This window comes from Endobacterium cereale, assembly GCF_009617585.1.
Taxonomy (GTDB): domain Bacteria; phylum Pseudomonadota; class Alphaproteobacteria; order Rhizobiales; family Rhizobiaceae; genus Neorhizobium; species Neorhizobium cereale.
The window spans coordinates 38,257-65,220 of sequence record NZ_WIXI01000048.1; the positions used below are offsets into that span (position 1 = coordinate 38,257).

Here is a 26,964-nt window from a genome sequence, read left to right on the forward strand (position 1 = left end):
CTATTCCCATCAATGGCAGGAATGATGATCGCGCTTGTGCTCAGATCGCGGTGGGCTGGAACATGTAACCGCCCTCGGCATCGCTGTCGAAACGTCCCAGCTTTCGCACGCATTCCGGAACCTCTCCCGAAATACCGGCCGATATGACCAGACCACCGGACCCACCTTGCGAAACGGAAGCGCTCTGAAGAGGAAGCATGTTACCCGCGTGATCGAGGCGATAATGCCCGAAGCGGTCGCTCAGGCGCAGATCACCGTCACCGAGTTCACAGACGTCGATGCGCGATGCTCCACCGGTGTCGGTGGAAAGCTCGCTTACACGTTTGCTGCCATCCGCCGTGACGACCGTCAGAACACGACGATATTCGGCAAGATAGGGATGGATGACGTATCGTTCCAAGGTCATCGATAGCGTGCCGACCCTGGCCTCGACCCTGTCCGCCAGCGGATAATCGCCGCGGCTGATGCGCCAGCCGTCATACAGAATAGGACCGGCAATCGTCAGGACCGGAATCACGGCGATGGACAGAAGGCAAACGAGCACGATCCTCTTTGCGCCAAGCCTCATCTACCCCTCCAATCCAGCCACGACACCATCATTCACTTGCCGATCTGCGCTGTGGCCAAGCCCGCGCATACATCGCCAGTGTGAAGTGGCCGCGGAGAACATGCTGCGTTGAGAACGACAGGTCAATCCCGTCAAACCGAGCGCCGCTGGCCCACCAATGTCCTTGGTACGGGTGCCGCAAAACGGATCGGCTCCAGAACAGGCATCAGCGCCGCGACATTGTTCAGACGGCTCAGCATCGGATCATGGCCCGCCATTCGCGCTTCGTGATCGGCAACGCTTACGCGATGCCCTTTCCATTTTTCCACAAGCCCGTGAAAATTGCCGGCGTCGGCTTGAGCATTCAGTCCCTTCCAACTCCAGAAGGCGGCCAGAATGGCTGGCTGAAACCTTGCCTCCGCAGCGAGTTCCGGGCGATTTATCAGATCAAGGCCGCAGCGCTGGCCAACTTCCCAATACTCTTCCCGACCGATGATCTGGGGGCCGCCACGGCCGATGAAGCGTGAGCCATCCGTAGTGCCGCGCCCATTGCCCATGCAGTCGCCATAAATGTCGTCGATCGCCTTTTTCTGCCAACCGTAGCCCGAACCATAGGCCTTGCGCACGGCAGCGGCGTCAGAAAACCTCGCTGGCCAGGTCTTGGCCACCCCTTCCGAGGAATAATAGATGTCTTCCGTCAGATTCTTGAGACTGAAACCATCGCACTCGTGCTTAACGTTGGCCAAGGCATAGGCCAGCCGTGTACGGCTCATGGTGATGCCCGCAGCGGCTAAAAGCGGCGCTCCGTCGATAAAGGCTTGGAGGATTGCATTCGAGGCCCGCGGGAATATCGCGCGCCAGTCTGCTCCCCGCAGCACCAGCACCATGTCACATGCATCCTTGAGAAAACAAATGTGACAATATCACACATTATATTAGCGTGCGAGATGAATTTCTCATGGTCGATCAGGGGCTGCGGGCTGGAAGCCGTAGCCTCCAACATCTCCATAACCGAATTTGCCAACCGGCCAGGCACAGCGCGCGACTTGCGAAGTCGTGTCCTCCACCTTCCTGATGTCACCGGCAGAGCTTATTTCGAGAATGGAGGCATTGTCCTCCAGCAACAGACTGCCGTCAGTATTGTTGCAGAGCTTGACGGTGCTCATGCCACCGCTATCCGGTTCCAGCTCGCGCGAAGACCGGCTATTGCCGGCCGTCACTTCGATCACCATGCGGTACTCCGCCATAAAGGGATGGGCGCGATAACGGACGAGACGCAAGGTCATCCCGCGAACTGTGGCCACGGACGCATCCTTGAATGCCTTTTCCGTCAATTGATCACCGGAGATTGCATAGTCATCCGACGCGGCCATACTTTCCCAGACCTTGCCGGCCACATGCACGGCGTAGATGAAGAGGCCGACCGCAATGGCAACAAGCACGACGAGAACGACGCCGATGATCTTCAGCGCCGTCACAAGCCTCCGTTTTGCCATGGGCGGCCCGTCCTTATTCGTAACGGAAGGCCAGCCGCTTTCCGGTCAGCTTTGCCAGTTGTTGCAAACGACCATCCAGACGTTCCCCGGAAAAGTCGCGATAGGCTGGCGGCACCACGAATTCGAGATCGATATCCGGCTGAACGGACGGACGGAAACTCAGGTGGTTGACGATGCCCGGCATGGATGCAGAGAACAAATACACCACCCGCAGAAGACCACCCAGAAGCTTTGCCAGTTCCAGCAGGCGCGGGGTACCAATGGCGGCCAAGGGGCCGGTGGCACCATTGTCGCTCAGGCCTTCGAACCGGTAATAGTTGGCAAGCGCGATATAAGCGCGGCCGGCATGGGTGATGCCGGTAAACGAAGAATGCGCGATGATGTTGAGTGCCTGCAGGCCACGGTAATCCGGATGGGCGCGCCAGCTGATATCCGCCAGAAGGCAGGCGGCGCGGCGATAGCGGCTTTCCTCGTCGCTTTCATCTATACCGAACACCGGCACCATGCGGCCGGTCCATTCCGCCAGTTCACGTGCATGTTCGGGCGAACGGGCGCGCAGAATGGCAAGCTGGTCGGCAGCCACCAGAAGCGGGTCGGATGCCTTGTCTTTAGGCGACAGTTTTGAATAGAGGTAGCCTTCGCGTACGCCCTGCGCCGAAACGATGATGCGCGACGGCTTCATCACCGCCAGCACTTCCTGCATGGCGACGGCGCCGAAGGGCAAAAGAGCGCGGCGGTTTTTCGAGACCGCCTGCCAGGCCGGGTTCTTTGCCGCCGTGCCGTCGACAATTTCCTTCAGAAAGGCCTGCATTTCGGCTAGTGGCAACTCATAACCCTGCATCATATGCAGGGGGTAACCGCGCATTTCCATATGCAGCTTGGCAACATTGCGCCACGTGCCGCCAACCGCGTAAAAGGTACGTCCCTCGCCCTTGGACAGCAGTTTCGCGGACTTCACCTGCTGCCGCGCAAAAGCGCGCGCCTTGGCAATAGAGCCGCCTGAATATTCGGACAGGCGCAAGCCACCAAGCGGCAGCGTTATGCCCTTGCCGAGTTCATGGTCGTGAATATCGATCAATTCCAGAGAACCGCCGCCGAGATCGCCGGCAATGCCATCGGCATGATGAAACCCGCTGGTGACACCGAGCGCCGAATAATACGCTTCTTCCTCGCCGGAAAGGACGTGCGCTTCCTGGCCGAGAATTCCTTCGACATTGCGGATGAAATCCGGGCCATTAGAGGCTTCGCGGGCTGCGGCGGTGGCCAGGACGTAGATTTCCGTGGCACCTGCCTGCACAGACAAGGCCCTGAAACGACGCAGTGCCGCGAGCGCACGATCAACCGCCTCGGGGTCCATGCGACCGCTCGAGCCTAATCCCTTGCCGAGACCACATAACACCTTCTCGTTGAAAAGGGTGGTTGGGGCGCGGGAAAGGCCTTCGTAGATGACGACGCGAACGGAATTCGAGCCGATGTCGATAACGGAAACAGGAGCGCTACCTTGGACGCGCCCCTGAGCTTCTGTTCGTACCATGCGAGCCTACAAGTTGGGCCTTATTTCTTTCGTCCGGACATGACGCCCGCGATCAGTTTCGGCGCACTCGATTTCAAGGCTTCACCACGTCCAGACAGTGACGGGTTGGTCATGAAATACTGCTGGGCGTTGAAAGGTTCCTCTCCATGACGAACCTCCATCCGCCGCGATGTGCCGTCGGGCAATATCTCGTAGCTCTGCTGGTTGTCAATGAGATTGCCCAGCATGATCTGTGAAAGAACCTGTTCATGCACGGTAGGATTGAGCAAAGGCACCAGGGTTTCGACGCGGCGATCGAGGTTGCGCGGCATCATGTCGGCCGAGCCGATATAGACGAGCGCCTTTTCCGACGGCAGGCCGAAACCGTTGCCGAAGCAGAAGATGCGGCTGTGTTCGAGGAAACGGCCGACGATCGATTTGACGCGGATATTGTCGGACAGACCCGGAACCTGCGGACGCAGGCAGCAGATGCCGCGGATGACAAGATCGACATCGACGCCGGCATGGCCAGCGCGATAAAGAGCATCGATGATTTCGGGATCGACCAGCGAATTCATCTTCATCCAGATGGCAGCCGGGCGGCCCTGCTTGGCGTGGACGATCTCCTCCTCGATATGACGGAGAATACGCGGACGCAGCGTATAAGGCGACACGGCCAGCTTCATGCTTTCGGTCGGCTCGCCGTAACCGGTGATGAAGTTGAAGATGTTGGCCATGTCATGACCGATCTTCGGATTACAGGTAAAGAAGGACAGGTCCGTGTAGATCTTCGCCGTGATCGGGTGATAGTTGCCGGTGCCGAGGTGGCAATAGGTGCGCAACTTGCCGTCTTCACGGCGCACGACCATCGACATTTTGGCATGAGTCTTGAGTTCGATGAAACCGAACACGACCTGTACGCCGGCGCGCTCGAGGTCGCGGGCCCAACGGATGTTGGCTTCTTCGTCGAAACGCGCCTTCAACTCGACCAGTGCCGTCACCGACTTGCCGGCTTCAGCGGCATCGATCAGGGCTCGGACGATGGGGCTGTCGTTGGAGGTTCTGTAGAGGGTTTGCTTGATGGCGAGGACGTCGGGGTCGCGGGCCGCCTGCAGAAGGAACTGCACCACCACGTCAAAACTTTCGTACGGATGATGGACCACCATGTCCTTTTCGCGGATGGCGGCGAGGCAGTCTCCGGCGTGTTCACGGACGCGTTCGGGAAATCGCGCATTGTAGGGCGGAAATCGCAAGTCATCACGCGGAGCCTTGGCGATCTCGGAAATCGTGTTGAGGGCGAGCAGGCCCGGCAGAACCGCGACGCGGTTGTCCGGCACGCCCAATTCCTGCACTACGAACTGGCGCAGCGAGGCCGGCATTTCCGAATCGGTCTCGATACGGATGACCTTTCCGCGACGGCGGCGTTTCAGCGCGGTTTCGAAGAAGCGCACCAAGTCTTCGGCTTCTTCCTCGACTTCAAGGTCGCTGTCGCGGATGAGGCGGAAGGTACCGGCGCCTCTGACCTCGTAACCGGGGAAAAGGCGGTCGGTGAACATGCTCACCACGTCTTCCAACGTGATGTAGCGGACGGTGGCGCCAGCATCGGGCAGGCGAATGAAGCGATCGAGCGTCGTGGGCAGGCGCAAGAGACCCGTCATCGGCTCCTTGCCGTGCTTGCTGTCGAGCTGCAGGCCCATGGTGAAGCCGAGGTTCGGAATGAACGGGAACGGATGGGCGGGATCGATGGCAAGCGGCGTCAAGACCGGGAACAGGTCCTCCTCGAAATCAGTGGCCAGCCAGTTGCGATCTTCTTCGGTCAAAGACGCCGGTCGGACGATGAGGATGTCTTCCTTGGCGAGGTACTGCTGCAGGACGGCAAGCGAAGCCTGCTGCTCCATCTGCAGGTTGTCGATTTCCTTGAGGATTTCTTCCAGCTGCTCGGCCGGCGTCTTGCCGTCAGGGCTGCGCACCAGAATGTTCTGGCGCACCTGGCCTTCTAGGCCGGCGACGCGAACCATGAAAAATTCATCGAGGTTGGCGGCGGAAATCGACAGGAAGCGGATGCGCTCCAGCAGCGGATGATCGGTATTGAGCGTTTCTTCAAGGACGCGGCGGTTGAACTGCAACCAGGAAAATTCGCGGTTGATAAAGCGCTCGGGGCTGGCCATCAGCTCCTCGAAGCTCGGGGCCGCCTCAACTTCGTTGGCTTCATGCGTATCGGCGATCTGGTCCATGCCCCGTCCCTCATATGTTAGCCTTGCGGCGGTATAACGTTTTGACGACGGAACTGTGACAGTCAACCGTCCCCGTCGTCGCGAGCGCCTTCTTCGCCGAAGGTTTCCAGCACTTCGGCGGCAATATTGCGGCTGATGCGGGTGCCTCGCGCCAGCGCCAGACGATCGATCTGATCCACCACGCGCTGGGCTGCTTCCAGTGACCGCTCCATGCGTGCCACGATATACCCGACAATCTTGTCATCGATATTAAGCTGACGATCGGCAAACAATTTGACGATCACCTGCGCCAGGAGGTCTTCGTCCGGTTCGCCGATCTCGACGATGGTTACCGCCTTGAGGCGCGAGCGCAAATCCGGCAGGGTGACACCCCATGCGGACGGCCATGTGCGCGAGGTCATCAGCAGGCTGGAGCCGTTTTCGCGCACGCTGTTGATGACGTGAAAGAGTTCGGTGTCATCGAAATCACGACGGTCGGCATCCTCGAACAGGACTGGGCCTGCGGCTGCCGCCAGATTGGCGTGTTCGCCGGGGATCGGATGGATGTCCCTGGCGCCGCTCTTCTCGCGCCAGATGCTGGCGAGATGTGTCTTGCCGGAACCGGCGGGACCGGCCAGCACGATGACCGGCGACGGCCATGCCGGCCAACTATCGACAATCGCCACGGCTGCGCTGACCGGGCCGGAGACCAGCAGGTCGTCGCGGCCCGTTGCCGGATCGTGGGAAAAGGATAGCGCCAGCTGCTCGCTGCGCTTAGGCGTCTGCCGGTCGTTTTCGGTCATTCTGATTTCTGGACGGTAATCTGGGTGGTTCCCGCATGATCCACCGCGTGAGGTTTTCCCTCTTCCCACGGCAGTGTTTCGGAGCGCCCGTAATAGATATCGCTATCAAGGTATCGCGACAGCACGAAGCGGACAAGCACACCAACCATGGCAGCAGCCGGCACAGCGACCAGAAGGCCGACGAAACCGAACATGGCGCCGAAGGCAAACAGCGCGAACATCAGCCAGACCGGATGCAGGCCGACGCTGGAGCCGACCAGTTTCGGCTGCAGGATGTTGCCCTCGAGGAACTGGCCGAGGAAGAACACGCCCGCAGTGGCGATGATCCAGGTATATTCCGGCCAGAACTGTACGAGTGCCACTCCGACCGACAACACGAGGCCGATCAGCGAGCCGATATAGGGAATGAACGAGATCATGCCCGCGACGAAGCCGATCAGCAGACCGAAATTCAGGCCGACCAGCGACAGGCCAACCGCATAAAAGATGCCGAGGATGAGGCAGAGCGAGCCCTGGCCACGGATGAAGCCGGCCACGGACCGATCCATCTCGCGGGCAAGCTGGCGCACCACCTGCACTTGGTCGCGCGGCACCCAGCTATCGACCTTGTTGACCATGCGGTCCCAGTCCAGCAGCAGGTAGAAGGCGACGACCGGGGTGACGATCAGCAGCGACACGACATCGACGATCGCCTTGCCGGAATTCCAGACCTGCGCGAACAGCGTGCCGATGAAACCGGCGCCCTGGCTCAGGACTTCGGAAAAGTTCTGCTTCACCGTGTCGATCTGGCTCGTCACCCAACCGGGCAGGAACGAGGTTTCCGGACTGGACAGGATCTGCTGCAACTGGGTGATGTAACCCGGCATGGCGGCGGCAAACTGGGCGAACTGGTTGACGATGACCGGGATGACCAGCATCAGCGAAAGCGCAAAGATCAGCACGAAGCCGACAAGGATGAGCACCGAGGCCATCATGCGGCTGAGGCCTCGGCGTTCCAGCCAGTCGGCGACCGGATCGAGGAAATAGGCGAGCGCCATGCCAGCCACGAAGGGCAGAAGGATGGTGCGGAAGAACCACAGGAAGCCCACGAACAGCACGAACACGGCGAGCCAGAAATAGATATGGCGCCGGAGGGTGGTGCCGCTGATATGATAGGCCATAAGGTATCCTCTCGGCTGCGTTTTTGTCTCTTGGGATATGAAGGTGCCGCTTCTCAACGTCAAGCTTGAGGGCGGGCATGAGGGGTGAGCTGTGGATCATCCTCATGAAAAGCCTGTGAACGGACTGTAAAACCGCGCCCAAACCGTGGTGGCGCTTGCATCCGAAGGCCCATCGTGCAATTGCGAGCCTAATTATTCATGCATGCCCCTGACCGGGTTTCGCTTTGCTTTCCGTGGGCGTTTCCGGCAGACATGCGACGGCTTCAGTGGAGAACATGCGATGAGCGAGGCGGGCAAGAACGGTCTCACCTATAGCGATGCGGGCGTCGATATCGATGCGGGCAATCTGATGGTGGAAAAGATCAAGCCGGCCGTGCGCTCGACGCGCCGCCCCGGCGCTGATGGCGAAATCGGCGGTTTCGGCGGCCTGTTCGACCTCAAGGCGGCCGGTTTCAACGATCCTATCTTGGTGGCCGCCAATGACGGCGTCGGCACCAAGCTGAAGATCGCCATCGACGCCAACCGTCACGACACCGTGGGCATCGACCTTGTCGCCATGTGCGTCAACGATCTCGTCGTACAGGGCGCCGAGCCGCTGCTCTTCCTCGACTATTACGCCACCGGCAAGCTCGATCCGGAACAGGGTGCGGCGATCGTTCTCGGCATCGCCGAAGGTTGCCGTCAGGCCGGATGCGCGCTGATCGGCGGCGAAACCGCCGAAATGCCGGGCATGTATTCCGAGGGCGATTACGACCTCGCCGGCTTTGCCGTGGGTGCAGCCGAACGCGGCAAGCTTTTGCCGGCTGGCGATCTGGCCGAAGGCGATGTCATTCTCGGCCTCACCTCTTCCGGCGTTCACTCCAACGGTTTTTCGCTGGTGCGCAAGATTGTTACCCTCTCCGGCCTCGGTTGGGATGCCCCTGCCCCGTTCGCCGACGGCAAGACGCTGGGCGAGGCGCTGCTGACGCCGACCCGCATCTATGTAAAGCCGCTTCTGGCCGCGATCCGCAACACCGGTGCACTGAAGGCGCTCGCCCACATCACCGGTGGCGGTTTCCCGGACAATATTCCGCGCGTCCTGCCTGACCATCTGGCCGCTGAAATCGAACTGTCCAACATCCCGGTTCCGGCCGTGTTTTCGTGGCTGGCCAAGACGGGCGGCGTTGCGCCGAACGAGATGCTGCGCACCTTCAACTGCGGCGTCGGCATGATCGTCGTCGTTTCGGCAGAGAACGCCAAGACCGTGACCGATGCGCTCGCTGCCGAAGGCGAGACCGTCGTGCAGCTTGGCCGCATCATTGCCCGCGAAGAAGGCGGCGCCGGCACCGTCTACAAGGGCACGCTTGGCCTATGACATCCCTTCCGGCGGCATCTGATCGCAAGCGCGTCGTCGTGTTCATCTCCGGCGGCGGCTCCAACATGGTGTCGCTGGCCGATGCCTGTGCGTCAGAAGATTTTCCGGCCGAGATCGTTGCCGTCATTTCCGACAAGCCGGATGCCGGCGGCCTTGCCAAGGCCGCTGCGCGCGGCATCATAACCCGCGTGTTCGAACGCAAGGCTTATGGCAGCAAGATCGAGCATGAGATGGCGATCCTCGACGCGCTCGAGGTGATCAAGCCGGACATTATCTGCCTTGCCGGTTACATGCGGCTGATCTCGGGTGATTTCATTTCTCGTTACGAAGGCCGGATCATCAACATCCACCCTTCGCTGCTGCCGCTGTTTGCCGGCCTGCACACCCACCAGCGCGCCATCGACGCCGGCATGAAAATCGCCGGCTGCAGCGTACACTTCGTCACCGAAGGCATGGATGAAGGCCCGATCGTGGCACAGGCGGCCGTGCCGGTTCTTGCCGATGATACATCTGATACGTTGGCGGCACGGGTGCTAACCGTCGAGCACAAGCTCTATCCGCTGGCGCTGAAGGCGCTGGCCGAAGGCCAGGTGCGGATGGAAGGCGGGAAGGCAATTTCCGCGCCCGGCACGGATGCCAGCCTAGCCGACCAGCGCATCGTTTCCGCTGGGCTCTGAGCGCCGATTGACGGCTCTTTCCTGCTGAAAGACCGTTGCAGGTGGAGCGGAGCGGTGACGATCACGCCCAACGACGGCGATGCTGATCTCGATCAACAGCAAAACGGAACTCATTCAAACAATTCTTCGCGAACGTGAAAGGTCGTTCGTCGATCACCCACGAAGAGATCGCCGGAAACAGATCGGGCGCAAAAAAAGAGAGATTTTAAGCGTCGCTGGAAATGAGATTTCCATCTCGCGGTTTTCTGTTTGACACTCCCACCCGCTACACTCGACAAACATTTGAGCGCAGCAGCGGCACGGGAAGGGGTGCCGCTGCTGACTTGCTGACATCGGCGTTTCGGCTCTGGCAGCGTCACCCAACGCGACAGCTTCAGTCGAAGTTCCCGGACGAAAGTTTGTTACGATTGATCATGGCCCATTGAAGGGCAATGATCGTTTTAGCATCGGTGATCTCGCCGGTCGCGATCATGCGATAGGCTTCCTCTAGCGGAAGCGTGACGACCTCGATATCCTCGCCTTCGCCGACGAGACCGCCGCCCTGCCCAGTTTTTTTGCCGGTATCGACGCTGGCGGCAAACAGGGACAGCTTTTCCGTCAGTGTGCCGGGCGTCGGGTGCATGTCGCAGATGTGATGCGCCGTCGTGATGTCATAACCTGTCTCTTCCATGGCCTCGCGAATGACGGCCTCGGCCGGAGCTTCGCCCTCATCGATCAGACCGGCCGGCAATTCCAGCAGGAAAGCGGCATCGCCATTGGCAAACGCACCGGCGCGGAACTGGCGCACCAACACAACCGTATCATCATCCGGGTTATGCAGAAGGATGGCAGCGGCGCTACCGTGGTCATGAATCTCGCGATGGATCGTCACCAGGCTGCCATCGGGCATGCGCTGCTCGAAAGTGAGCCTTTCCAGCGTCAAAAAGCCCTTGTAGATCATTTCCCGGCCAACTAGGCGCACGCGTTCCGCTTCGGAAGTGTCGATGTCGATCATGTCCGTTCCTGTTATCCCATTTCGGGCCTGTGATTCCATTTCGGGGATGATGCCGGATCAGGCTTTTTGGAGCCAGACCCGATTGTCGTGGAAAGCGGCGCCGCCGTAAGGTGCCACCGCATCGGCGCCGGTCAAGACATTGATGCCTTCGCCATCGAGATGCGCCGAATTCGGCCAGAGACCTTCCGCCACCAGCACGCCGGACCGCGCACCCGCAACGATGCGGGCATGCAGCCGGATATCGCCGCGACAGTTTCCTATGCGCACGATATCGCCATCGGAAATGCCCAGACGCTCGGCATCGGATGGCTCTATCATCACGTCCGGTCTGCCCTCCTTCTGCACCGAGCCCTTGGTTTCGGTGAAAGAGGAGTTGAGAAAGCTGCGGGCCGGCGATGTCGCCAGACGGAAAGGATGGTCTTCGTCCGGCATCTCGATCAGGTCGACATGATCCGGGAAGACCGGCAGATTGGCGAAGGGACCAAGTGTGCCGACATTTTCCGGCGGCTTGTCCGGCGACGGGCCGTTTGCCCAATCCGGGCTGAAGCGGAATTTGCCATCGTCGTAACCGAAACCGTTGAGATAATGCGCGGTGTCGAAATCCGGCTGGGCATCGATCCATTTGTCTCGCGCGAGATCGTCATAACCCGGCCAGCCGCTGTCTGAAAGGATGCGGTCGATATGGCTGCGCTCATCCTCGCCGAAGCCGGAACAGTGGTCGATGCCGAGGCGTTTTGCCAGTTCCTCGATGACAAACAGGTTGGTGCGTACCGTTGGCGGCGGCTCGACGATTTTCGGACCCAGCAGAATGTGCATGTGGCCGCCGCCACGATAAAGGTCGTCATGCTCCACAAACATGGTGGCCGGCAGCACGATATCGGCGACCTGAGCGGTATCGGTCATGAAATGCTCGTGCACCGCGACAAACAGGTCGTCGCGCATAAAACCGTCGCGGACGAGGCGCTGTTCGGGCGCGACATTCATCGGGTTGGTGTTCTGGATCAGCAACGCATCGACCGGACCGCGGTAGCGCAGCGCCTCGGCATCACCGGTCAGCACGCGGCCGATCTGCGACTGGTCGAGCATACGGATGTCGGGATCGACAAATGCCGTACCCATCAGATGCGATTTGTCGAGGTGATAGATCGCGCCGTTATTGTGGAACGCGCCGCCACCTTCGTATTGCCAGGAGCCGAGCACGGTGGAGATGGACAGCGCCGCATGCATGGCGGCGGTGCCGTTGCGCTGGCGGGCAAAACCGTAACCGAGGCGGAAGAACGTCTTTTTCGTCGTGCCCACCAGTCGGGCGAAGGCTTCGATCTCGTCGACCGACAGACCGGTGATGGCAGATGCCCATTCCGGCGTGCGGGTTTTCAGATGCGCTTCGAGGCCGGCCGGATCATCGGCGAACTTTGCCATATAGGCACGGTCGGCATAACCGTCACGGAAGGCGACATGCATCACGGCGCAGGCGAGCGCGGCATCGGTGCCGGGACGCACGGTCAGCGCCATGTCCGCCTGTTTCATGGTCGGGTTGTCATAGATATCGACCACCACGATCTTTGCGCCGCGTTCCTTGCGGGCTTTTATCGCGTGGGTCATAACGTTGACCTGCGTCGAAACCACGTTCGAGCCCCAGATCACCACGCAATCCGCCTTGGCGATCTCGCGCGGATCGGGACCGCGCAGGTCACCCGTGCCCATCACGTAACCGGTCCAGGCCATGTTGGTGCAGATCGTGCCGAAAAATCCGGAATATTTTTTGGCGTGGCGCAGGCGCTCAATGCTGTCGCGCTGCACCTGCCCCATCGTGCCGGCATAAAAATACGGCCAGACGATCTCGTCGAGCGCCGCCTCCCAGGAAAGCTCCTGCCAATTACCGTCGCCCTTGGCCCCTGCCCGGCGCTGCGGCACCATAAGACGGCCGGGATGATAGAGGCGCTCGGCATAACGCGCGACCTTGGCGCAGATGACACCGGCCGTGTAGCTGTTGTCGGCCGAGCCGCGTACCCTTCCGATCTTGCCGTCGGCGGCGATATCGATATCGAGCGCGCAGGCGGAGGGACAGTCGTGCGGACAGACGGTGTGGGCCACGGAATTGTGGCCGGGCAGGTTTCGGGCAGAGATGGGCGTCGCAATGTTCATCGGATTTCTATATGGCATGGACAGGCGCGCAAAAAGTCAGATTTGCGACCCATCAATTTTATTCATCCGGAGCTGCCATGAACTACCGCCACATCTACCATGCCGGCAATTTTGCCGACGTCCTGAAGCATGCGGTGCTGGCGCAGCTCGTTCTTTACATGCAGAAGAAGGACAAGGCTTTTCGCGTGCTTGATACGCATGCGGGCATCGGCCTTTACGACCTTTCCTCGGAGGAAGCACAAAAGACCGGCGAATGGCGCGACGGCATTGGCAAGGTGATGGCGGCGGAGTTTTCGCCGCAAGTCGCCGCCGTGCTGAAACCCTATCTGGATGCCGTCCGCGAGCTCAATCCGGGTTTCGAAGCCGATGGCGCGCTAAAACTCTATCCGGGCTCGCCAAAGCTTTCGCGCATGCTGTTTCGTCCGCAGGACCGGCTGGCGGCGATGGAACTGCATCCCGACGACTATAATCGCCTGTCGCGCCTGTTCGAGGGTGACTTTCAGACCCGCGTGACCGAACTCGACGGCTGGCTAGCGCTCGGCGCGCATCTGCCGCCGAAGGAAAAGCGCGGCGTCGTGCTGGTCGATCCGCCCTTCGAGATCGAGGGCGAATATGATCGCCTCGTGAAGGGGCTGGCGACAGCTTACAAGCGTTTTTCCGGTGGCACCTATTGCCTGTGGTACCCGCTAAAAAAGGGCGCGCCGATAAAGATGTTTCACGAGCAGCTGCAGGCGCTGAACATCCCAAAGATGCTGTGCGCCGAACTGACGGTGCAGAGCGACCGTGAAGCAACCGGCCTCAACGGTTCGGGCGTCATCGTCGTCAACCCACCCTTCACGCTGAAGGACGAGCTGCATCTGGTTCTGCCGGCCCTGAAGGATGTCATGGCGAAAGACCGCTATGCTTCGCAGCGCGCATTCTGGCTGCGCGGCGAAGAAATGGTCGAGCGCGAAGAGGAATAAATTAAAAAGGCGCCCTCGGACTCGCCTTTTTGTCAGCCTTCGTGCTGCTCGCCGCGTCGGAGATCCGGCGGATTGTTCAGCTTGAACTGCGAACGCTCGAATACGAGGATCACCACCAGCGCCATCACGAACGGGATGATCAGGTAGAACAGACGGAACACCAGAAGGGCGGCGATGACATCGGCCTGGTTCATGTCCGGCAGGCCCATCAGGAACACCAGTTCCAGCACGCCGAGGCCGCCCGGCGCATGCGACAGAAGGGCTGCCGAAAATGAAATCAGAAAGATGCCGAGCACGATCATGAAGCCCGGATTGCCGGCTTCCGGCAGTGCGAAATAGATGATGCCGGCAGCGCCGATCAGCTCGATTGGGGCGATCAGCAATTGCGGCAGCACCACTTTCGGGGCCGGATAGGAAATGTGAATGGAGCCGAGTTTCAGCGGCTTCAGCTTCATGAAGCTTGCCACGACGTAAAGCCCGATCAGCGCCAGGATCAGCACGCCTGTCGCAGCGGATGCCTCGACCGGTACGAGATCACCAAAACGCTCGATCAGTTCCGGTTCGTAGACCAGAACCATGCCGGCCAGAAGCAGCGTACCGAGGATGAAGGTGAAGGAACAGGTGGCGATCAGCACGCCGATTTCCGCCGGCGTCAGGCCGCGTGTCGAATAGGCCCGGTAACGCACCACTGCGCCCGAAACTACGGAAGCCCCGACATTGTGCGACAGCGCATAGGTGGTAAACGAGCAGATGGTGATGAACCACCAGTCGATCTTCTTGCCGAGATGCATCAGCGCGATACGGTCATAACCGGCGAGCGCCGCATAGGCGACCAGTGTTGACAGCGCTGCGAGCAGCCAATGCGTCATCGGGATGGCCGAAAAACTGTCCCCCAGATCGTCCAGAGACAGGCCACGCAATTCCTTGTAGAGAAGCCATGCCGAAAGCGCTATCGTCAGTGCGCCTACAGTCGGCCAAAGGTATTTCTTGAATGTCATTAAGCCGTTTCGCTCTTCACTCCTCACCACGGCCACAGTGTGCGGCCGCTCGCGAAGCAGCAGCTTAGCCGCCAAACTCCTAACCATTCAACCTTTCCATAGCTTTCGTGTTCCAGAGACCGGGATTTTTCGACCATGACGAGGAACTATTTCTCCGCCATCAGGATCGCAACCGCCGCTTTGCTGGCCGTCTGCACCGTTCTGATACTGGTAACGGACGTTTCGTCACAGGAGCGTAACCGTCCGCGCGGTCAGTCCGGCGTGTTCGATTTCTACGTTCTGTCGCTATCCTGGTCGCCGACCTTCTGCGACACGCAAAGAGGCGGCCGCAACGCCCAGCAATGTGGGAGCGACAAGGATTTTGGCTTCATCGTGCACGGGCTATGGCCGCAGCATGAACGCAGCTACCCAGAATTCTGCACGACCGGGGAGCCGGGCCGGGTGCCGAACGAACTGGGCGAACCGCTGTTCGACATCATGCCGTCGATGGGGCTGATCGGCCATCAATGGCGCAAGCATGGCGCCTGCAGCGGCCTTTCGCAGCGCGATTACCTGAAGGCGATCCGCACGGCCTATGATCGCGTGAAGATGCCGTCAGGCCTTGCCGATCAGGCAACGCCTCAGACGCTATCAGCCCGCGCCATCGAGGACGCCTTCATCAAGGATAATCCCGGCATGCAGCCACAGGGCATCGCGGTCACCTGCGAGCGCGACAAGCTGGAAGAGGTTCGCATCTGCATGACCAAGGATTTCGGTTTCCGCACCTGCCCGGAGGTCGACAGGCGCAGTTGTTCACTCTCTCGCGTCAGCTTGCCCCCGGCACAATGATTTTTTGATCCGCAACATGGTATTCTCGCAATGAAAATCCTCTATTCCCCCGCCTCTCCCTATTCGGCCAAGTGCCGCATGGCCGCTCGTTACCTCGGACTTGAGGTCGAAGAGGTGAAGACGGATGCCAATCAGGAACCTGCCGAATTGTTAGAAAACAATCCTCTCGGAAAAATCCCGGTCCTGATCGCGGATGACGGCCGCGCCGTGTATGACAGCGTCGCCATCATGTCCTATCTCGACCGCCTGTCCGGCAACCGGCTGTATCCGAAGAAGCATGAAAAGCGCACCGACGCGGAGGTGCTGGAAGCCCTGTGCGACGGCATTACAGACTCTCTGCTGGCCGTCATCTACGAACGCCGGTTCCGTCCCGAAGAAAAGGTCCATCAGCCGTGGATCGACAAACAGTGGGGCAAGGCGATGCGTGGCCTCGACCATCTGGAAAGGAACCTGCCGAAGACCGGCAAGAAGCTCAATGGCGGACATTTTTCGCTGGCCGCACTTCTCGGTTATCTCGACCTGCGCTTTGCAGGCCAGTGGGAAGAGGACCGCCCTTTCCTCGCCGCGTGGCGTGAAACCTTTGCCAAGCGTTTTGGAGACTATAACGAGATGAAATCTGCCGGCTGAGGCCGTGACTTCTGCCTGCGAGGCGTTCATAAGACCTTTGGCTGAGAGCAGGCTGCAAACGCTTGCTCTCACCTCTTCCTCCGCTACTATCGCGTGAGCGGCGGGAGGCCGCGGAGGAGAAACTCATGAAACACACTGCGTTCACGCGGCGGGCTGCGCTCGCGTTGGCGGGCTCGGCTCTTGCCCTTATGTCGCTCGGATCGGCAGCCCAGGCCCAGAATTTTCCCAACAACACCATCACGCTGGTCGTGCCGTTTGCGGCCGGAGGCTCCACCGATGTCGTCGGGCGTGTCATCGCCCAGAAGATGGGTGACATTCTCGGCCAGCAGGTGGTGGTCGAAAACGTGGCAGGCGCCGGCGGCAATCTGGGTGCGGACCGTGTGGCCCGTGCCGAGCCGGACGGCTACACGATCCTGATGGGAACGGTCGCGACACACGCACTTAACCCATTGATCCTCAAGACAAAGCCTTATGACCCGGAAAAGGATTTTTCGCCCGTATCATTGCTGGTCGTGGTGCCGAATGTGCTGGTGGTCAATCCGCAACTGCCGGTCAATTCCGTACAGGAACTGATCGATCTCCTGAAAAAGGAACCGGACAAATATTCCTATGCCTCATCAGGCAACGGCACGCCACTGCACCTGTCCGGTGAGCTATTCAAGTCGATGACCGGCACGACCATGCAGCATGTGCCTTACAAGGGGGCCGGCCCTGCCTTGAACGACCTGATCGGCAACCAGATATCGATCATGTTCGACAACCTGCCCTCCTCCTCCGGCCATATCAAGGGCAAAACCCTGAAGGCGTTGGGCGTCACCACCAAGGAACGCGCGCCATCCTTCCCCGATGTTCCAACGATAGGCGAGACAGTGCCAGGCTACGAAACCTATTCGTGGAATGCCTTGTTTGCCCCGGCCGGCACGCCGCCCGAAGCCATCACCAAACTGAACGAAGCGGCCAATGCGGCGATGAAGGATCCGAAAGTGGTGGAGCGAATGAAGGAGTTCAGCGCCACCATCGTCGGCTCGACGCCGGAGGATCTCGGCAAACACGTCACCGCGGAACTGGCCAAATGGGGACCGGTGGTGAAGGACGCCAATATTCAGATGGATTGAAGCCATCCCACCCCAAAACAAAAAAGGCCGGAAGCTTTCGCTTCCGGCCTTTCTCGATAATCCGAAATCCGGATTAGAACTTCATGCCGATACCGACCTTGACGCTCTGATCGTCGAAACCACGCGAGTAGGTGGTGCCGCCGACGTTGAAGTCCTTGTCCTGGTAGTCGGTGTAGCGGTACTCGACGCGAGCGGTGATGTTGTCGGTCACCATCGTTTCGGCACCGGCACCAACCGTGTAACCAACTGCGGTCTTGTCGTCAGAACCGGCAGCGTTGGACACCTTGTTGTTGGCGGCGGCAACACCGGCTGTGCCGTACAGAAGAACCGGGCTGAGGTCGTAACCCAGGCGGCCACGAACGGAGCCATTCCAGCCTTCCTTCATGTCGACGCCGTTACCGGCGTAACCCTTCTGGTCGGAATAACCGACGTCTGCTTCAACACCGTAAACGATCTGACCGCTCTGCCAGTTGTAACCCGTGTAGAGCGAACCGCCCCAACCGTCTGCCTTGCTGTCGCCGTCACCGCCGCTTGCCTTGCCGGCGAAATCGTAGTTGCCGGTCGCGCCGAGGTAGTAACCAGACCAGTTGGCAGCAGGAGCCGGCTGTTCAACGGCAACCGGAGCTTCCGGGATCTGCTCGACGGCATCAGCGGCCTGGGCAGCCGAAACTGCGATGAGGCTTACGCCGGAAACGATGATGGAAGCGATAATGGTACGCATACTTAATCTCCTTGTACTCGGGTCAGTGAACGTTGCGGAACCCGTGCGGTTCCAAAACATTTTTTCGTTCGTCGCCCGTTGGAGATGAAATTGGAGGTCAATTGCGGAGATGAAAGAGCCGAAATGTGAATTGTTTGTGGCAGCGAGACGGCTGAAGTTTGATGTTGCTTCATCGCAACACGCAGTTTGTTAACCTTACCTAAAAGTTTAAACAAGTATATTAATTTTAATCTTCAGCAATACATCGAGCGCCATCAATAAAACAACAGAACAGCGCAGGCAAGCATCATTTTGGCACGCCTTCCGCTTGACGTCTCCCATGTTTATATGGAGCATACAGCCCGTATCAGCAGAAAAAGCGTAGATTTACCTGTGAAATCCCCCAGAACCGTACTTGTGACCGGAGCAGCCCGACGGATCGGTGCTGCGATTTGCAGCGATCTGGCAGCGCACGGATTTGCCGTTGCCATCCATGCGAATGAGGCGATCGCCGAGGCCGAATCTCTGGCGGCGCGATTGCGGCAGGACGGCGCGCAGGCCATCGCGCTCCGGGCAAACCTTTTGGACCCGTCAGAAACAGCTGATTTGATTGGCCGAGTCGCAGCCGATCTCGGCCCGCTCGACCTGCTGGTCAACAATGCCTCGATCTTTCGCGAAGACAACGCCGATCAGTTCGACGCGGAAGCCTTCGAGCAGCATTTCTCCATCCATGTCAAAGCGCCATCGATCCTCTCTTCCGCCTTTCTGGCACAACTGCCGCAAGCGGCATCGGGCCTCATTGTCAATGTGATCGACCAGCGGGTCTGGGCGCTGACACCGCGCTTTTATTCCTACACGCTGTCGAAATCAGCACTGTGGACGGCAACACAGACGCTCGCTCAGGCCTATGGTCCGCGAGTGCGCGTCAACGCGATCGGACCCGGTCCGAGTTTCAAAAGTCCACGTCAGAGCGACGAGGACTTTCAGACGCAACTCTCCGCCCTTATATTGAAGCAGGGACCGGCGCCGGAGGAATTCGGCGCGACGATTCGCTTTCTGTTCAATGCGCCCTCGATCACCGGCCAAATGGTCGCGCTCGACGGCGGCCAGCATCTGGCGTGGCAAACACCGGATGTGGCGGAGATCAATGAATGAATTCTGCAAAACTGCCCGACGGCGGTGTGCTCTATGACGAGACCGACGAAGACGACGACGATTCCGTGCTGGATTCGGCAGCGCCGGAAGGTGATGTCGCGCGCCTGACGACGGCGATCGACTGGAACGAGGCCGTCAAGCACGATACCGGCCTCAAGGGCGCCGACCTGATCGCCGAATTCGTCAAACACCTGCCGAATGCGCCGGGCGTCTACCGCATGTTCAACGAGGCCGGCGACGTGATGTATGTCGGCAAGGCACGCAGCCTGAAAAAGCGGGTGAGCAATTATGCGCAGGGGCGGCTGCATTCCAACCGCCTGACGCGCATGGTGCGCGAAACCACGCATATGGAATTCGTCACGACGCGGACGGAAACCGAAGCGCTGCTGCTCGAAGCCAACCTGATCAAGCGCCTGCGCCCGCGCTTCAACGTGCTTTTGCGCGACGACAAGTCGTTTCCCTATATCCTCATCAGCGGCGATCATCGCGCGCCTGCCCTTCTGAAGCATCGTGGTGCGCGGGCGCGCAAGGGACAATATTTCGGGCCTTTCGCATCTGCCTCGGCCGTCGGCCGCACCATCAACTCGCTGCAGCGCGCCTTCCTGTTGCGCACCTGCACCGACAGCGTGTTCGAAACCCGCACGCGCCCCTGTCTTCTCTATCAAATCAAGCGCTGTTCCGGCCCCTGCACGCATGAAGTCAGCGATGCGGGGTATGCGGAACTCGTCAAGGAAGCCTCGGACTTCCTCTCCGGCCAGAGCCAGAACGTCAAAACCGTCATCGCCAAACAGATGACTGAGGCGTCCGAAGATCTCGATTTCGAGCGCGCAGCGATCTATCGCGATCGCTTGGCGGCACTTTCCCACGTCCAGAGCCATCAGGGCATCAATCCGGCCGGCGTCGAGGAAGCGGATATCTTTGCCATCCATCACGAGGGCGGCCTGACCTGTATTCAGGTCTTCTTCTTCCGCACCGGCCAGAACTGGGGCAACCGCGCCTATTTCCCAAAAGCCGATCCGCAGATGACCGGCGCCGAAGTATTGAATGCGTTTCTGGCGCAGTTCTACGACGACAAGCCGGTGCCGAAACAGATCCTGCTTTCGGAAACCGTCGAGGAACAGGAGCTGCTGGCGCTCGCCTTTTCCGAAAAGGTCGGCCACAAGGTTTTGATCAACGTGCCGCAGCGTGGCGAAAAACGAGATCTGGTCGATCACGTTGCGGCCAATGCCCGTGAAGCGCATGGTCGCAAGTTGGCGGAAACCTCTTCCCAGACGCGTCTGCTGGCCGGCTTGGCCGAAACCTTCAAGCTGCCTTACGTGCCGCAGCGCATCGAAATTTACGACAACTCCCATATCATGGGCACGAATGCCGTGGGCGGCATGGTCGTTGCGGGGCCGGAGGGTTTCGTCAAAGGCCAGTACCGAAAATTCAACATCAAATCGACCGACATCACGCCCGGCGATGACTTTGGCATGATGAAGGAAGTGATGACGCGCCGCTTCTCCCGCCTGATCAAGGAGGAAGGCATTCCGAACCGCAGCATTTCGGCCCCAGCCAATGCCGAAGCCCCAACTGAGACGACAAGCGACGATATCAACGATGCCGCCTTCCCGGCTTGGCCGGACGTGATCCTGATCGACGGCGGTCAGGGTCAGATGACGGCGGTGCGCGCCATTCTCGACGAACTCGGCATTCGCGACGTGGTGACGGCAATCGGCGTTGCCAAGGGCGTCGACCGCGATGCCGGCCGCGAACGCTTCTTTGCCGACGGTAAAAGCGATTTCTCGCTGCCGCCGCGTGATCCGGTTCTCTATTTCGTGCAGCGCATGCGCGACGAGGCGCACCGCTTTGCCATCGGTTCGCACCGGGCAAGACGCAAGAAGGAAATGATCAAAAACCCGCTGGATGAGATTGCCGGTATCGGGCCGGGCCGCAAACGCAAGCTTCTGCAGCATTTTGGTACGGCAAAGGCAGTCTCACGCGCGGGACTGAACGATCTGATGGCGGTGGAAGGGATTTCCGAGGCCGTTGCCAAACAGGTTTACAACCATTTTCACGAGAACCGGCCGGGTTGAATTGAAACCCGGCTGAGGGTCAATCGGCCCATTCCGGATCGCTGGTGAAGACGATGGTCAGCCAACGGTCCGGCCCTTCGTCGCCGATCGCATCACCAATCTCGTCGCGGATGGCATCCCATTCGGACAGGTGTCGCGCCGGCCATTCACTGGGCGCAATAAAAAACAGTTCGATCTGCTTGCCGCGACCGACGCGTGCGACATAGGCGCGGTAGGAGAGAAAACCGTGACGTTCGACAATAGCCTCCGCCACCGCATCGACATGGTTTTTCAGCTCGACCGGCGTCACCAACAGAATATCGGCCACCGCCTGGCGCACATGGGCAAGCGGCACCGGCGCAATGATCAGGCAGATGATCGCCAGCGCGCCCGGATCGATATAGGGCGTCGCCCAGGCGTATTGCGTGCCCTCGATGGCATGCCCCAACCCGAAGGCAACCAGCAGGGCGGAGGTCAGCGCCGCCGTCATCAACCAGGCCTGGGTATCGAGCGCAACGAAATTGGAATTGAGCTTGCGATTGGCGCGGCGGCAGAACAGCCACATGACAAGCGACACAGTGACGGTGACCACCGTAAAAATGACCGCCGGGCCGAAATCGATCGGCCGACCACCGGACATCAGGCTTTCGACGGCGCTGATGAATGCGTAGATCGCGGCGCCCATCAAAAGTGTGCCGTTGAGGCCGAGCACCATCGGCTCCAGATGCCAGAAACCAACGCTGAAACGATCGATCAGCTTGCCTTTTGCGGTCGGTTGGGCAGAGGTGACGATGAGTTTCGACACCAATAGCGCCAGCAGAGTCATGAACGCATCGGTCAGGGAATAAAAGCCGTCGAAAACGATGGCGAAAGAGCCGGACCACAGGCCGACGATGATGCCGAATGCGGCCAATGCGGCCGTGACGACGATGGACAGCCGAAGGAGTGACTGCTCGCTCACGGAAATTCTCCACTGGAACGGGGGCGTTCGCCCCTGCCCCTTCTCTGATTTTTCTCGGTCTTCGCGCCTTGGGGCCGCGACCGCCACAGCCAGCCGATAACGGCCGACTGTGTAGAAATGATTACATGAGCGGCTTCTATAGAAGCGTCAGTTGACTTTTGCCAGAGCCTGCCGAAGGTCGGCGATGATGTCTGCCGCATCCTCGATGCCGATGGACAGGCGCACAACATCCGGCCCGGCACCGGCTGCCGTCTGCTGTTCTTCTGACAACTGACGGTGCGTGGTGGAGGCCGGGTGGATGACCAGCGAGCGGGTGTCGCCGATATTCGCCAGATGCGAAAACAGCTTTAGATTTTCCACCAGCGTCTTGCCCGCCTCGTACCCGCCCTTGAGGCCGAAGGTGAAGACCGAGCCGGCACCCTTGGGCGAATACCGTTTCTGCAGCGCATTGTTGGGATCATCGGCAAGGCCGGCATAGCTGACCCAGCCGACCTTCTCCTCGCCCTTCAACCACTCGGCGACCGCAGCAGCATTGTCGCAATGCTTCTGCATCCGGAGCGGCAGGGTTTCGATGCCGGTAATGATCATAAAGGCGTTGAAGGGCGAGATGGCGGGCCCGAGATCGCGCAGGCCGAGAACGCGGGCTGCGATGGCAAAGGCAAAATTGCCAAACGCCTGGTGCAGCACGATGCCCGCATATTCCGGACGCGGCTCAGATAGCATGGGATATTTGCCGGATTGCGACCAGTCGAACGTGCCGCCGTCGACAATGATGCCGCCCATGGAATTGCCGTGGCCCCCTAAAAATTTGGTCAGGGAATGGATGACGATATCGGCACCATGTTCGAGCGGGCGGACCAGGTAGGGGCTGGCCATGGTGTTGTCGACGATCAGCGGCAGATCGTGGCGGCGGGCCACTTCGGCAATCGCGGCGATATCGACGAATGTGCCGTTCGGATTGGCGAGGCTTTCGATGAAGATGCCCTTGGTGCGTTCGTCGATCTGGGCCTCGAAAGTCTGCGGATCAAAAACGTCGGCCCAGCGGACGTGCCAGTCAAAATTCTTGAAGGCATGACCGAACTGGTTGATCGAGCCGCCGTAAAGTCGCTTGGCCGCGATAAAATTGTCGCCCGGCTGCATGATCGTGTGAAACACCAGCATCTGCGCCGCGTGGCCGGAAGCAACTGCCAGCGCCGCCGTGCCGCCTTCGAGTGCCGCAACACGCTCTTCCAGCACCGCCTGGGTGGGGTTCATGATGCGGGTATAGATATTGCCGAATTGCTGCAAACCAAACAGGGCGGCGGCATGATCGCTGTCCTGGAAGACGAAGGAAGTCGTCTGGTAGATCGGCGTGGCGCGCGCGCCCGTAGTCGGATCGGGTGCCGCACCGGCATGGACCGCAAGCGTCGAAAATCCGGGGTCGCGTTTCGGCATATCTTCGTCCTCACCTGTTTTAGGCCTACAGCCCGCTTCGTCCCATTTCCGGCATAGTTTTACCAACCCGTGCGGGCGGCGATACACAGAAAATCTCCGTAGTTGATTGTGATCAAGGCATATATTTTCAACATAGCTAATCTCCTTGGAAAGAGAGGAGATATGGCCGTGACCGAGATCGCCAGACCGGATGCCGCCACCCCATATGAACCGGGTTTCGCCGGCCGGTTCCTGCGCTGGTGCGCCAAAGCTTACAGCGCCGCTTCCGAAGCGGAGGTGATCGCGACGATGGACGAGCGGATGATTTCCGAGATCGCCCGCGATTGCAGCATCTCGCCGCAGGATCTGGTGCGGTTGGCGCGGGCGGGGCCGGAGGCGGCAGACGAAATGCTGGCCATGATGCGCCATCTCGGCATCGATCCGGTGGAGGTTCTGTTGCAGCACCCGGCCCTCTTTCGCGACATGCAGCTGCGCTGCGCAAAGTGTTCCGCCAAGTCGCGCTGTCGGCGCGATCTGAGCAACAGCAATGCCGGCAAACAGTTCGGCCACTATTGCGGCAATTCAGACGAGCTGAATGCGATGCGGACGCAGCCGAACCTGATGCTGGATTGACGCCGGATATTCGAGGAGGAAGACGCTGGCCGGGCATATGGCGCCGCGCAGGGATAAGGTGCGCAATCCACGCCATAGGACTAGTACAGTCTACGCATCACTCCCACGGAAACCGTTGTCAGTTTCCGGTCGATGCGCAAGCCCGGCCTTGGAAGCGACTACTCCTCCACGATCTCCATGAAGCGGATGCGGTTGTTGAACGGATCGGTCACCGTCACTTCCAGCCGGCCATCCACCTCTTCCAGACCCGGCTTCATGTAGCGGTATTTCTTGTCGATCAGTTCCTTCTGGAAGGCACGCGCACCCTTCATGTAAACGACCGTCGTGCCGCCGGGCGTGGCGTCGCCTGCATGTTCGGAAAGATGCAATTGCAGTCCGCCGCGCGAGACCTGCGTGTAGAGCGGGAAATCCTCGCCGTAACGATGCTCCCAATCGACACTGAAACCGAGAAAGCCCAGATAGAATTCGTGGGCCTTGGCGACATCGAAGATGCGCACGATCGGCACTGCCCTTTCAAAGGCGATGAGGCTTTCCTTTTCTCCCGGCTCCAGTTTCGCACTCAATATATTCCAATTTGCCAGCCCGAATTGCCGGGCGACGATTTCCAGAGCTTCGGAGTGAGTTATAGAGATGTCGCGGGAGCCGAGTTCCTCCCGCAGTGTTTTGGCAAAAGCCTTTGCATCGCGATGATCGCGCATGATCCGTTCCTTCGTCAGACGGCGAATCTTGTCGTCGGTGCCCGCATTGCCAACGCCTTCGCCTGACGGGAAACGTTCAGGATCGGTGTCTGGAGGCGTTCGCCATGCTCTTTCAAGCGCGGGCTGCCGGCCGCCTCCGGCCTTGGCGCCAAGATTAGCGTGAAGACGGAAGGTGCGCCAGCGCGAAAAGATCAGAGGCCAAGGCGCGGATATTCGATAGCCGGGCAGCGGTCCATGACGACATTGATGCCGGCAGCCTCTGCCTTTGCCGCCGCCTTGTCGTCGCGCACCGAAAGCTGGCCCCAGATGACCTTGGGTTTGGCGTCGAGCGCAATCGCCTCATCCACGACACTATCCAGATATTCGGCCGCGCGAAACACGTCGACCAGATCGACCGGCTGCGGCACATCGGCCAGTTTGGCGTAAACGGTCTGGCCGAGGATCTGCTTGCCCGTCTGCCCCGGATTGACAGGAAAGACTTGATATCCCTTGGACACAAGGAATGCCATGACGCGATTGCTGGGACGCTCCGGATTGGGCGAGGCCCCGAGCAGCGCGATGGTTTTGGTGCCCTTCAGGATGCCGGAAATGTAGGCGGGTTCATAAGCGTCGTGGTTCATCTCAGGGTCTCCACTGAATGTGTCTCACGGTTATATGCGGTCGCATCGGCGGCGAAACCACAGGGATTCGCCGATCTTTTGTGTGGTTTTTAAATACCACATATTTAAACTATTGTTTTTACTGAGGTAATTTTCGGTGGCACAAACTCCGTCGCCTTGACGCTCTGCGGCCTCGCGCTTATAAGCCGCAGCAGAAATGCGGACCCTCGTGGCCCGCTTTCTTTTTGGCGCCGCAAGGTGACCAAACCAAGCAACAAGAAACGCCCATCCGACGGATTTCATCCACGGACACGGGTCCAAAAGAAAGAGTAACACCATGTCGACCTTCGTTCAGAAGCCTGCAGAGGTGGAGAAGAAGTGGATCATCATCGACGCCGAAGGGCTCGTTGTCGGTCGCCTCGCCACCCTCGTTGCCATGCGCCTTCGCGGCAAGCATAAGGCCACTTTCACCCCGCACGTCGACGACGGTGACAATGTCATCATCATCAACGCGGAAAAGTGCGTCTTCACCGGCAAGAAGTATTCCGACAAGAAGTACTACTGGCACACCGGTCACCCGGGCGGTATCAAGGAGCGCACTGCACGCGCCATCATCGAAGGCCGCTTCCCGGAGCGCGTTCTCGAGAAGGCTATCGAGCGCATGATCCCGCGCGGCCCGCTCGGCCGTCGCCAGCTCAAGAACCTGCGCGTTTACGCCGGCTCGAACCATCCTCATGAAGCACAGCAGCCGGTCGCTCTCGACGTGGCTTCGCTGAACAGCAAGAACACAAGGAGCGCCTGATAATGGCCGATCTCTCCTCCCTGAAGGACCTCGCTCCGGCCGAAGGTCAGGCAGCTGCACCGGTTCACGTCCGCAAGGTCGATGCACAGGGCCGCTCCTACGCCACCGGCAAGCGCAAGAACGCCATCGCCCGCGTATGGGTTAAGGCTGGTTCCGGCAAGATCATCATCAACGGCCGTGACTTCACGACCTACTTCGCCCGTCCGGTTCTGCAGATGATCCTGCAGCAGCCGCTGGTCGCAGCAGCTCGTTCGGGTCAGTTCGACATCATCGCTACCGTTACCGGTGGTGGTCTGTCCGGTCAGGCCGGTGCTGTTCGTCACGGCGTTTCCAAGGCTCTCACCTACTTCGAACCGGGTCTGCGTCCGGTCCTGAAGAAGGGTGGCTTCCTGACCCGCGACAGCCGCGTCGTTGAGCGTAAGAAGTACGGTAAGGCCAAGGCCCGCCGTTCGTTCCAGTTCTCGAAGCGTTAATCGTTTCAGGATCTACGGACTTTTGGAAAGGCGGAGTTTTGGCT

At 59.7% G+C, this 26,964-nt stretch carries 26 protein-coding genes; 11 read left to right on the forward strand and 15 right to left on the reverse strand.

Annotated elements, in window-relative coordinates; translation table 11 throughout:
* Positions 1-40 precede the first annotated feature (40 nt).
* The 7 genes from GAO09_RS20650 to GAO09_RS20680 all read right to left on the reverse strand — a co-directional run bounded on the left by GAO09_RS20650 (position 41) and on the right by GAO09_RS20680 (position 7,732).
* Entirely contained in the window at positions 41-568 is a 528-nt protein-coding gene (locus GAO09_RS20650) for a hypothetical protein (protein ID WP_153356868.1), read from the reverse strand.
* 131 nt (positions 569-699) lie between these two features.
* Entirely contained in the window at positions 700-1,320 is a 621-nt protein-coding gene (locus GAO09_RS20655; protein ID WP_209018777.1) for a glycoside hydrolase family 19 protein, read from the reverse strand.
* 183 nt (positions 1,321-1,503) lie between these two features.
* Positions 1,504-2,043 carry a hypothetical protein gene (locus tag GAO09_RS20660; RefSeq protein WP_153356874.1) on the reverse strand — a complete coding sequence of 180 codons (540 nt, stop codon included), beginning with the start codon at positions 2,041-2,043 and terminating at the stop codon, positions 1,504-1,506.
* Positions 2,044-2,056: 13 nt separating this feature from the next.
* Positions 2,057-3,577, reverse strand: a complete 1,521-nt coding sequence (gene ppx, locus GAO09_RS20665) for an exopolyphosphatase (protein WP_153356877.1) — start codon at positions 3,575-3,577, stop codon at positions 2,057-2,059.
* Positions 3,578-3,597: 20 nt separating this feature from the next.
* Entirely contained in the window at positions 3,598-5,790 is a 2,193-nt protein-coding gene (locus GAO09_RS20670; RefSeq protein ID WP_153356880.1) for an RNA degradosome polyphosphate kinase, read from the reverse strand.
* 62 nt (positions 5,791-5,852) lie between these two features.
* On the reverse strand, positions 5,853-6,572 hold the full coding sequence (hdaA, locus tag GAO09_RS20675) for a DnaA regulatory inactivator HdaA (protein WP_153356884.1): 720 nt from the start codon (positions 6,570-6,572) through the stop codon (positions 5,853-5,855).
* Positions 6,569-7,732, reverse strand: a complete 1,164-nt coding sequence (locus GAO09_RS20680) for an AI-2E family transporter (RefSeq protein WP_153356887.1) — start codon at positions 7,730-7,732, stop codon at positions 6,569-6,571. The genes hdaA and GAO09_RS20680 overlap by 4 nt, the downstream gene beginning before the upstream one ends.
* Positions 7,733-8,012: 280 nt before the next feature.
* Between GAO09_RS20680 and purM the strand changes: the two genes are divergently transcribed.
* Together purM and purN are read left to right on the forward strand one after the other, a co-directional pair.
* Positions 8,013-9,086, forward strand: coding sequence for a phosphoribosylformylglycinamidine cyclo-ligase (purM, locus tag GAO09_RS20685; RefSeq protein WP_153356890.1), 1,074 nt, complete (start codon positions 8,013-8,015; stop codon positions 9,084-9,086).
* The gene (purN, locus tag GAO09_RS20690; RefSeq protein WP_153356894.1) at positions 9,083-9,763 is read left to right on the forward strand and encodes a phosphoribosylglycinamide formyltransferase; all 681 of its coding nucleotides are present in this window, start codon (positions 9,083-9,085) and stop codon (positions 9,761-9,763) included. The genes purM and purN overlap by 4 nt, the downstream gene beginning before the upstream one ends.
* A 373-nt stretch (positions 9,764-10,136) precedes the next feature.
* Here purN and GAO09_RS20695 read toward each other — a convergent pair whose 3' ends face one another.
* A complete protein-coding gene (locus GAO09_RS20695; protein WP_153356897.1) occupies positions 10,137-10,757 on the reverse strand; it encodes an NUDIX domain-containing protein in 621 nt (206 codons plus the stop codon).
* Positions 10,758-10,814: 57 nt separating this feature from the next.
* Entirely contained in the window at positions 10,815-12,920 is a 2,106-nt protein-coding gene (locus GAO09_RS20700; RefSeq protein WP_235938350.1) for a molybdopterin-containing oxidoreductase family protein, read from the reverse strand.
* A gap of 59 nt (positions 12,921-12,979) precedes the next feature.
* Between GAO09_RS20700 and GAO09_RS20705 the strand changes: the two genes are divergently transcribed.
* Complete coding sequence (locus tag GAO09_RS20705; RefSeq protein WP_153356903.1) at positions 12,980-13,864, forward strand: 23S rRNA (adenine(2030)-N(6))-methyltransferase RlmJ; 885 nt, start codon at positions 12,980-12,982, stop codon at positions 13,862-13,864.
* Positions 13,865-13,896: 32 nt separating this feature from the next.
* Here the strand turns inward: GAO09_RS20705 and GAO09_RS20710 are convergent, their stop codons facing one another.
* Complete coding sequence (locus tag GAO09_RS20710) at positions 13,897-14,862, reverse strand: lysylphosphatidylglycerol synthase domain-containing protein (RefSeq protein ID WP_153356906.1); 966 nt, start codon at positions 14,860-14,862, stop codon at positions 13,897-13,899.
* Positions 14,863-14,997: 135 nt separating this feature from the next.
* Between GAO09_RS20710 and GAO09_RS20715 the strand changes: the two genes are divergently transcribed.
* The 3 genes from GAO09_RS20715 to GAO09_RS20725 all read left to right on the forward strand — a co-directional run bounded on the left by GAO09_RS20715 (position 14,998) and on the right by GAO09_RS20725 (position 17,432).
* The gene (locus GAO09_RS20715) at positions 14,998-15,690 is read left to right on the forward strand and encodes a ribonuclease T2 family protein (protein WP_153356909.1); all 693 of its coding nucleotides are present in this window, start codon (positions 14,998-15,000) and stop codon (positions 15,688-15,690) included.
* A 30-nt stretch (positions 15,691-15,720) separates the two neighbouring features.
* Positions 15,721-16,317, forward strand: a complete 597-nt coding sequence (locus tag GAO09_RS20720) for a glutathione S-transferase (RefSeq protein ID WP_153356912.1) — start codon at positions 15,721-15,723, stop codon at positions 16,315-16,317.
* Between the two features lie 125 nt (positions 16,318-16,442).
* Positions 16,443-17,432 carry a Bug family tripartite tricarboxylate transporter substrate binding protein gene (locus GAO09_RS20725; RefSeq protein ID WP_153356915.1) on the forward strand — a complete coding sequence of 330 codons (990 nt, stop codon included), beginning with the start codon at positions 16,443-16,445 and terminating at the stop codon, positions 17,430-17,432.
* A 73-nt stretch (positions 17,433-17,505) separates the two neighbouring features.
* Here GAO09_RS20725 and GAO09_RS20730 read toward each other — a convergent pair whose 3' ends face one another.
* Positions 17,506-18,153 carry an outer membrane protein gene (locus tag GAO09_RS20730; protein WP_153356918.1) on the reverse strand — a complete coding sequence of 216 codons (648 nt, stop codon included), beginning with the start codon at positions 18,151-18,153 and terminating at the stop codon, positions 17,506-17,508.
* Between the two features lie 372 nt (positions 18,154-18,525).
* Between GAO09_RS20730 and GAO09_RS20735 the strand changes: the two genes are divergently transcribed.
* Both GAO09_RS20735 and uvrC read left to right on the forward strand, forming a co-directional pair.
* Positions 18,526-19,287 (forward strand): SDR family oxidoreductase, encoded by a 762-nt coding sequence (locus tag GAO09_RS20735; RefSeq protein WP_338015091.1) that lies wholly within the window; start codon positions 18,526-18,528, stop codon positions 19,285-19,287.
* The gene (gene uvrC / locus GAO09_RS20740; protein ID WP_153356921.1) at positions 19,284-21,362 is read left to right on the forward strand and encodes an excinuclease ABC subunit UvrC; all 2,079 of its coding nucleotides are present in this window, start codon (positions 19,284-19,286) and stop codon (positions 21,360-21,362) included. The genes GAO09_RS20735 and uvrC overlap by 4 nt, the downstream gene beginning before the upstream one ends.
* A gap of 19 nt (positions 21,363-21,381) precedes the next feature.
* Here the strand turns inward: uvrC and GAO09_RS20745 are convergent, their stop codons facing one another.
* On the reverse strand, positions 21,382-22,302 hold the full coding sequence (locus tag GAO09_RS20745; protein WP_324184843.1) for a cation diffusion facilitator family transporter: 921 nt from the start codon (positions 22,300-22,302) through the stop codon (positions 21,382-21,384).
* Positions 22,303-22,449: 147 nt separating this feature from the next.
* Positions 22,450-23,736, reverse strand: a complete 1,287-nt coding sequence (locus GAO09_RS20750) for an O-acetylhomoserine aminocarboxypropyltransferase (RefSeq protein ID WP_153356927.1) — start codon at positions 23,734-23,736, stop codon at positions 22,450-22,452.
* Between the two features lie 168 nt (positions 23,737-23,904).
* Here GAO09_RS20750 and GAO09_RS20755 point away from each other — a divergent pair, with 168 nt between their 5' ends.
* Positions 23,905-24,348 carry a DUF6455 family protein gene (locus GAO09_RS20755; protein WP_324184845.1) on the forward strand — a complete coding sequence of 148 codons (444 nt, stop codon included), beginning with the start codon at positions 23,905-23,907 and terminating at the stop codon, positions 24,346-24,348.
* A 158-nt stretch (positions 24,349-24,506) separates the two neighbouring features.
* Here the strand turns inward: GAO09_RS20755 and GAO09_RS20760 are convergent, their stop codons facing one another.
* Both GAO09_RS20760 and GAO09_RS20765 read right to left on the reverse strand, forming a co-directional pair.
* Positions 24,507-25,046: a glyoxalase superfamily protein gene (locus tag GAO09_RS20760; protein WP_153356929.1), complete on the reverse strand. Its 540-nt coding sequence runs from the start codon at positions 25,044-25,046 to the stop codon at positions 24,507-24,509.
* Positions 25,047-25,237: 191 nt separating this feature from the next.
* A complete protein-coding gene (locus GAO09_RS20765; protein ID WP_153356932.1) occupies positions 25,238-25,666 on the reverse strand; it encodes a CoA-binding protein in 429 nt (142 codons plus the stop codon).
* 316 nt (positions 25,667-25,982) lie between these two features.
* Here GAO09_RS20765 and rplM point away from each other — a divergent pair, with 316 nt between their 5' ends.
* Both rplM and rpsI read left to right on the forward strand, forming a co-directional pair.
* Positions 25,983-26,447 (forward strand): 50S ribosomal protein L13, encoded by a 465-nt coding sequence (gene rplM, locus GAO09_RS20770; protein WP_153356935.1) that lies wholly within the window; start codon positions 25,983-25,985, stop codon positions 26,445-26,447.
* A 2-nt stretch (positions 26,448-26,449) separates the two neighbouring features.
* Positions 26,450-26,920, forward strand: coding sequence for a 30S ribosomal protein S9 (gene rpsI / locus GAO09_RS20775; protein WP_153356938.1), 471 nt, complete (start codon positions 26,450-26,452; stop codon positions 26,918-26,920).
* The last annotated feature ends 44 nt before the right edge of the window (positions 26,921-26,964 follow it).

Bases quoted from the DNA above. Each gene is read 5' to 3' on its own strand.
- rplM (WP_153356935.1), top strand. From the start codon at position 25,983: ATGTCGACCTTCGTTCAGAAGCCTGCAGAGGTGGAGAAGAAGTGGATC.
- GAO09_RS20700 (WP_235938350.1), bottom strand. From the start codon at position 12,920: ATGCCATATAGAAATCCGATGAACATTGCGACGCCCATCTCTGCCCGA.
- GAO09_RS20660 (WP_153356874.1), bottom strand. From the start codon at position 2,043: ATGGCAAAACGGAGGCTTGTGACGGCGCTGAAGATCATCGGCGTCGTT.
- uvrC (WP_153356921.1), top strand. From the start codon at position 19,284: ATGAATTCTGCAAAACTGCCCGACGGCGGTGTGCTCTATGACGAGACC.
- GAO09_RS20655 (WP_209018777.1), bottom strand. From the start codon at position 1,320: ATGAGCCGTACACGGCTGGCCTATGCCTTGGCCAACGTTAAGCACGAG.
- GAO09_RS20670 (WP_153356880.1), bottom strand. From the start codon at position 5,790: ATGGACCAGATCGCCGATACGCATGAAGCCAACGAAGTTGAGGCGGCC.
- GAO09_RS20730 (WP_153356918.1), bottom strand. From the start codon at position 18,153: ATGCGTACCATTATCGCTTCCATCATCGTTTCCGGCGTAAGCCTCATC.
- GAO09_RS20765 (WP_153356932.1), bottom strand. From the start codon at position 25,666: ATGAACCACGACGCTTATGAACCCGCCTACATTTCCGGCATCCTGAAG.
- GAO09_RS20710 (WP_153356906.1), bottom strand. From the start codon at position 14,862: ATGACATTCAAGAAATACCTTTGGCCGACTGTAGGCGCACTGACGATA.
- GAO09_RS20650 (WP_153356868.1), bottom strand. From the start codon at position 568: ATGAGGCTTGGCGCAAAGAGGATCGTGCTCGTTTGCCTTCTGTCCATC.
- rpsI (WP_153356938.1), top strand. From the start codon at position 26,450: ATGGCCGATCTCTCCTCCCTGAAGGACCTCGCTCCGGCCGAAGGTCAG.
- GAO09_RS20705 (WP_153356903.1), top strand. From the start codon at position 12,980: ATGAACTACCGCCACATCTACCATGCCGGCAATTTTGCCGACGTCCTG.
- GAO09_RS20725 (WP_153356915.1), top strand. From the start codon at position 16,443: ATGAAACACACTGCGTTCACGCGGCGGGCTGCGCTCGCGTTGGCGGGC.
- GAO09_RS20715 (WP_153356909.1), top strand. From the start codon at position 14,998: ATGACGAGGAACTATTTCTCCGCCATCAGGATCGCAACCGCCGCTTTG.
- GAO09_RS20760 (WP_153356929.1), bottom strand. From the start codon at position 25,046: ATGCGCGATCATCGCGATGCAAAGGCTTTTGCCAAAACACTGCGGGAG.
- GAO09_RS20695 (WP_153356897.1), bottom strand. From the start codon at position 10,757: ATGATCGACATCGACACTTCCGAAGCGGAACGCGTGCGCCTAGTTGGC.
- ppx (WP_153356877.1), bottom strand. From the start codon at position 3,577: ATGGTACGAACAGAAGCTCAGGGGCGCGTCCAAGGTAGCGCTCCTGTT.
- hdaA (WP_153356884.1), bottom strand. From the start codon at position 6,572: ATGACCGAAAACGACCGGCAGACGCCTAAGCGCAGCGAGCAGCTGGCG.
- GAO09_RS20720 (WP_153356912.1), top strand. From the start codon at position 15,721: ATGAAAATCCTCTATTCCCCCGCCTCTCCCTATTCGGCCAAGTGCCGC.
- GAO09_RS20680 (WP_153356887.1), bottom strand. From the start codon at position 7,732: ATGGCCTATCATATCAGCGGCACCACCCTCCGGCGCCATATCTATTTC.
- GAO09_RS20750 (WP_153356927.1), bottom strand. From the start codon at position 23,736: ATGCCGAAACGCGACCCCGGATTTTCGACGCTTGCGGTCCATGCCGGT.
- purM (WP_153356890.1), top strand. From the start codon at position 8,013: ATGAGCGAGGCGGGCAAGAACGGTCTCACCTATAGCGATGCGGGCGTC.
- purN (WP_153356894.1), top strand. From the start codon at position 9,083: ATGACATCCCTTCCGGCGGCATCTGATCGCAAGCGCGTCGTCGTGTTC.